The 6,023-nt window shown below is 41.1% G+C and carries 6 protein-coding genes; all 6 read right to left on the bottom strand.

Annotated elements, in window-relative coordinates:
• Positions 1-20 precede the first annotated feature (20 nt).
• Genes Q0788_RS08505 through otsB form a run of 6 tightly spaced genes read right to left on the bottom strand, consistent with a single transcriptional unit; the run spans position 21 to position 5,882 of the window.
• A complete protein-coding gene (locus Q0788_RS08505) occupies positions 21-698 on the bottom strand; it encodes a glycosyltransferase (protein ID WP_298809576.1) in 678 nt (225 codons plus the stop codon).
• Between the two features lie 44 nt (positions 699-742).
• Positions 743-1,468, bottom strand: a complete 726-nt coding sequence (locus Q0788_RS08510; protein ID WP_298809578.1) for a class I SAM-dependent methyltransferase — start codon at positions 1,466-1,468, stop codon at positions 743-745.
• Complete coding sequence (locus Q0788_RS08515) at positions 1,452-2,312, bottom strand: PIG-L deacetylase family protein (protein WP_298809580.1); 861 nt, start codon at positions 2,310-2,312, stop codon at positions 1,452-1,454. Before Q0788_RS08515 ends, Q0788_RS08510 begins: the two co-directional genes overlap by 17 nt.
• Positions 2,300-3,385: an acyl-CoA dehydrogenase gene (locus tag Q0788_RS08520; protein ID WP_298809582.1), complete on the bottom strand. Its 1,086-nt coding sequence runs from the start codon at positions 3,383-3,385 to the stop codon at positions 2,300-2,302. The genes Q0788_RS08515 and Q0788_RS08520 overlap by 13 nt, the downstream gene beginning before the upstream one ends.
• 13 nt (positions 3,386-3,398) lie before the next feature.
• Positions 3,399-4,967 carry a trehalose-6-phosphate synthase gene (locus tag Q0788_RS08525; RefSeq protein WP_298809584.1) on the bottom strand — a complete coding sequence of 523 codons (1,569 nt, stop codon included), beginning with the start codon at positions 4,965-4,967 and terminating at the stop codon, positions 3,399-3,401.
• A gap of 21 nt (positions 4,968-4,988) precedes the next feature.
• Positions 4,989-5,882, bottom strand: coding sequence for a trehalose-phosphatase (gene otsB, locus Q0788_RS08530; RefSeq protein WP_298809587.1), 894 nt, complete (start codon positions 5,880-5,882; stop codon positions 4,989-4,991).
• Positions 5,883-6,023: the final 141 nt, after the last annotated feature.

Below are 6,023 nucleotides of genomic sequence, written 5' to 3' on the forward strand. Positions count from 1 at the left end.
AGCTTTGAACTATGATGGGTTTAATATGACCAGCTGACTTTTTCAAGGTTTGCTAAAAATGCACCAAAACCTTCTTTTGCTCGAGCTTGCAATCGACTACTGGTCAGTACACGGACGCGATTGCTCCAAGTAATCGCATAGCAATGTGCTTCGAACTTATTAACTAGATCTACATCTTCATGACAAGTCAAAGGTGCAAAGCCGCCAGTGGCTAAATAAGCGTCACTACTAAAACTCAAATTTGCCCCATGAATATGTCGATGCCCCATCTTGTCTTGATAATGCGCAGTATAAGCTTGTTGTGTTTGTGATGACAAATGCCCCCAGTTATTGATAGACACTACGCCGCAAATCATATCGGCCCTCTGCTGGTCAAGATGTTCCATTTGCTGCACTAACCAATCCATAGGCACTGTTGAGTCAGCATCGGTACAGGCAAGCCATGTTGCCCCATGAGCAATTGCATAGCGGATGCCCATATCCCTGACTTGTCCCACGCACTGATAATAACAGCATAAGTAGTCGACCCCTGCCGCTTGGACAATTCTCAATGTGTCATCAGTACAGCTATCTAGTACCACCAGTACAGAAGCAGTGAAAGTTGAAGGTAACTGATCGATTGCAATCTGTACAGACGCCAGGCACTGGGCGATAGTCTCTGCTTCATTATGAGCAGGAATTACAATACTAATTTTCATAATATCTACTAATCCCGATATAATTTACGATTCTTTTTGGTTTTCTATATTAAGTTTTCTTGCATAGCAACTGACGTGGAAGAACGTTGCCAGATATCTAGTAAAAAATCGCTATCTATCATTTGGCTCTGGTGGTTAAATGAGTGCTGGTTTTCGTTGTCGTTAATAAAGGCCTGATGTAAACGCCGATGTACGCTTTCACCTGTCATTGCAAAACCATCTATAGCATAGCGCCAGTGGCAGCAAAGCAGAGTACCATTTAGGGCAAGATTGTGTAGTGCCCAGTTGATGACTACATCAATATCACTGGATGACAAATAGTATAAAATCTCACTAATAACGATTAAATCAAAGGGCGGTTGATTGATCAAAGTATTTTCTGGTAGAGGTTTTCTCTGTTCCAATAACTCTTTTAAAGAAAATAGTTTATCGGGAATAATACCTTGTATGACTCTAGCATGAGGTAGTACTGCTAAACGCTCTTTAGCAAGTTTCACTGCTTGATGGTTGCCATCGATACTGATTAAATCCTGACAACGATGAGCCAATAACTCGCTTAGTACGCCATTACCGCAGCCTAATTCAATCGCACGTTCATAATGTGGTTGGGGTAGTAGAGCCAAGCAAGTATTACGTTTTCGCTCTTCATACCAACGAGTTTGATATTGCCATGGGTCGGTATTGTCATTATATAATTCGTCAAAATATGAATCCGAATAGGCGCTGTACTGACTAGAATTAGCCAAGCTGTCTTTAGAGGTATGGTTCATATATGTAAACCTCCCAAGGTTGGCTAATTCGAGTAATCGTTTGCTTAGTTAGAGTAGGCGAGTTGCCTGTACTTACATCTTCAGTGATTTGGCTTTTAAAGCAGTGGATAGCTTTGATTTTTTTCTCTAATTGCTCAGGCGTTAAGTCCACTCTCACAGTATGTTGCCAAGGGATTCGACTGTCATCAGGTTTTGCCCAATGCCACGCCCAGATCAGTACTTGATAACAGAGCAGGTGGTGGTGCTTGGCAAATGAGGTGACCACTTGCCCTGTAGCTTCATGGTCAGGATGCCCATCATGTGTGAAAGTCGTGACTAAAATGTCATCAGGTTGGAGGATGGTCGCTAATTTCTGATAAAAGAGAGTTTGTTGCGCGAATACATCGCCATCTGTTAAGTCTAAAGCAAGTGTCGTAACCTGGTGGTTCACGCTCAATGCTTTTAGAGCTTCAACACTTTCTTTTGGACGGAGGGTGTTAAGCTGTTCTGGAGAGTAAATCTTCGAGTCTGGATGACTTTGGGTACCATTAGTTACGTGGATGAGGACTATGGGATTGCCGTTATCTGCTAGTTGCTGCAATAATCCGCCACAGCCTAATATCTCATCATCAGGATGCGGTGCAAAGATACAGACGCGTTGATGGGAGTTGAAGCTTGTCTGAATATTTAATTGAGGCAGTTTTTGTAATCCTGCCCAGTTTTGCCATGTGTCTGAGCTAGTACCAGCACCTTCAATAATACGGTCTCCTACGATTGGATGGGGATATCGAAGCAGGGTAGTAGACTTAGCGTTATTATCTTTGAAGATAAGCTGTATGTTCTTATTTAATTCTATAGTTGCCATACGTTTGCCTGTCTATGAGTCGAATTACTGTGTAAAAGATTGTTCAATTCACCAATTTTCTGTAAGTCAAAAGCACCATGACTTTGGCGAATAAACACAGGAAGATCTGCTGATAATTGTGCAAAATGAGCATTATGGCAAAATGGTGCGGCTCCTAATGCTTGACCCACTACCTCTACTGTGTAGCGCGCGACTGTTTCAATCTGAGCTCTCAATTGACGTATAGTAAGCTCATGGCAAAGCGATGGCTCTGTGTCTATTAGATTGGCGACGTAATAAAGATATTGTTGAGTAACTGCTAATGTAGTGCCAACTTTACCTAAATACATGGCCTTGTAGTCATTCGGTTTTTGCTGATAAGCAGTGGTCAAATAGCTTGCTAGGTAAGCTGCTGCGCCATACCAACACGCAGCAACCCCTGCAGCCCCGTGCCAAAACCCCGCACGATCTAGATAGGCATTCTCTTTTCCAACCAAACTCGCTGATACGCCACAAAACTTCACAGTAGCTGTATCTGTGGCTTGCATTCCTACTGCCTGCCATTCACTATTGTTAATTTCAATACCTGCCTGATGCATGTCTATAATCATTAGTTGTGATTGATTATTGCTATTGCGATAAGTAACAAGGGCGTAATCTACCATGCCAGCTCCTGAACACCATGCTTTGTGACCAATGGCCTTTCCTTGCTCATAACGTAGGGGGTCGGGATGGCCTTCTGCTGCCCAAACGGCCCATAAACCTTTGGCTACCTTACCATACCCAATTTCATTCAAAATACTTAAAGCGTCTAAATGCGACTCAAACCATTTAGCAATCGTTAAATCAATACTTGCAACATACGCCAAAACTTGCCAACGTATTAAAGTGTTTGAAAGTCTACTATGCTCAGTCATACCGCTTGCTGGATGAGGGATATCTTCGCTATAAGACACTAATATATTTAAAATTTTACGGCGTAATGCAGCGGTCAGATTAAGCGTACTCATTGCTTGATTGTCAGTAACTATTATTTTATTGACAGCGACTTTAATATCTTTTAATAAATCGTTTTTTGTATTTATCGATCGCATGAGAGTCTCCTAGTTATCCTTGTGAGTCAGACATTTGAATATTGGCGGGCTCCATGCTACTTATTTGACTGCTGCTTTCGTTGTATAAATCATCCAAAAAACTCTGCTGCCAAATATGCAAATTGTCTTTCTGTAGTCCTTGCAATAATGACCGATAACGAGACTGACGCTCTTCCAACGGCATCGTTAAGGCCGTTTTTAAGCCCTCTATCATGCTTCGCGGCTGATGGGGATTTATGATGACCGCAGCCTTCATTTGTTCAGCGGCTCCAGCATAACGGGAGAGCAATAACACACCAGGGTTATCAGGGTTTTGGGCAGCAATATACTCTTTGGCTACTAGATTCATACCGTCTTTGAGCGAGTTCACCCAACCGACGTCACTTTGCCAAAACATCGTCATCAATTTCCCATGGCTCAATGCGGTTTCGCTATAGTTAATGGCTTGCCAAGCGCTATCATCAGACAGATAGTGCTGATTGATGTCATAAACCTCCTTTTTGACCTCATCGTAGAGACTTTGATACGTCGGCAAATCTAAACGACTAGGGCAGGCAACTTGTAATAGCTGCAGGTGGCTTTGATACGATGGGTTTTGCGCCAAAAAATCACGATATGCTGCAAAGCGTCTTAACAGTCCTTTTGAATAATCAATCCTATCGACTGCGATAATCTGTTGGAATGTATGCTCTCTATTTTGATTAGAGTTTGTAGAACCCAACGAGAACTCTAAAGGTAAGTGGCTAACTTGCTCCTGAATTTGTGTCACATTAACGCCTATTGGATAAGCATCAACCACTAAAGTATGCTGAGGTTTTAGCGCTAAATCGAGCGTCATTTTTGCTCTAGCAGAGGTATAGGGCTGAGCAAAGTTTCGCTTCATGTCTAACACATTTATCGGTGCGCTTGCTACAAGCTGGTCGTGTATAAAATGGTCTTTTAAGTAATACTGCAAGACATTCAAGCAATGAGTCCTGTCTTGCTGAGTCTGCGTACCCAACAAATCATAATGGGCCAAATGATGAATAACCTCAGAACTTTGTGAAAGCGATTGCCAAAAACGTAATGAGGCAAATGGAATATGTAAGAAAAATCCGATACGATTGGTGATACCTAGCTGTCTACAATGATATGCCACGCTTAAAAAGTGATAATCATGCACCCAAATCACATCGTCAGGCTCAATGATTTTCTTTAATTGTTTGGCAAAAAGCCGATTTACGTCTTGATAGCCTGCGTAATCTCGGGGTGATTGACTAATCAGATCGGTTCGTTCATGCAGTAACGGCCACAAAACATTGTTAGCGAAACCACAGTAAAATTGATTATATTGCTTAGTGCTAAGAGCTGTGGTCATATAAGTAATACAAGTGCCTTCACCTGTCAAACTGGCTGACTGGCTAGTAAATGAGGCAGTAGGACCGTTAGTATTATCACGGCTCTCTACGACTTTGCCGTTCCAACCCATCCACACCACTGAGTTTCCTATCAAAACGTTTTGTAGCGCTACTGCCAGTCCGCCAGCCATCGGTTTGTTGTCGGGTACTTTAACCCGATTTGATAAAACAATTAAACGACTCATAGTATTGACCTTAACTTTTCCTTAATAGTGAGAATTGACTTTTATTACTCCAGATGGTGACCTATCACGTGTTTGGCAAAAAATTAGCAGATTTTTAAGTAAATCTGTTACTTCCTTAATATCGTTGACATAATAATGGGCACAGGTTGGCTCCCTTCCTACTTTAATGCCTAGACCTTCTGGTGGTTGATCTAAGCCTTCGACTATCTTTTTTGAATCTTGTATGGCTCTGAAACCGGCTTCATCAGTAATATCATCACCAATAAAAATTGCACAAGTATCATTGCTAGCTTTGTTCATTATTTTGCCTAGTAGGTATAGAATGGCAGTCCCTTTATTTACACCTTTTGGTACCGCTTCCCAAACATATTTGCCGGGTTTTAACACCCAATCAGGATAGGGATTTAATACTTCCTTCATCAGGCGATAAGCCTCATCAGCCAAAACGGGATTCTTTCTGAAGTGTAAAGCGACGGAATAAGGTTTACTTTCTACGAAGAAGTCGTCATAGACGGCACAAGAGTGGAGGATATCTTGTTTTATTTTATCTAGTTCTAAGGTATCAATAGAAAGCGTATTTACCTCCTTCAGGTCTTCGTCTTCGTCTTCGAATTTACCAAGACTATTATTTACTGCTATTTCTAGACCGTGAGTTGCTGCAATTGGTAACTCTATAGGTGCCAATAATTGTCTAGCTTCAACAAGACTGCGACCCGTTACAATAGCGACTACAAAGCCATATTTTTGTAGTTCCCGTAATATACTTAAAGTTGAATATGGTACGAAACTATCTTTAGGATTCAGGGTAAAATCTGAAAGCGTACCGTCTATATCCAAAAATAAATAGCAATTTTTCTGATGTTTCAAATAATCTGCTAGTAAATTCGGCTGCATATATATAGGGTGTTTTTTCATAGTAAAAATAGTTCCTGAAGCAATAATTTCTTATATAGCTTTTAGCTTATATATTCCAGATACTTATATAGTCAGTCCAAAATAGAAAAGGTACAATGCTTTTAAACCAAGCAAAGAGAAATATAAAAGATGACCTACTCA

It is taken from the genome of uncultured Psychrobacter sp. (assembly GCF_947500265.1).
Classification (GTDB): domain Bacteria; phylum Pseudomonadota; class Gammaproteobacteria; order Pseudomonadales; family Moraxellaceae; genus Psychrobacter.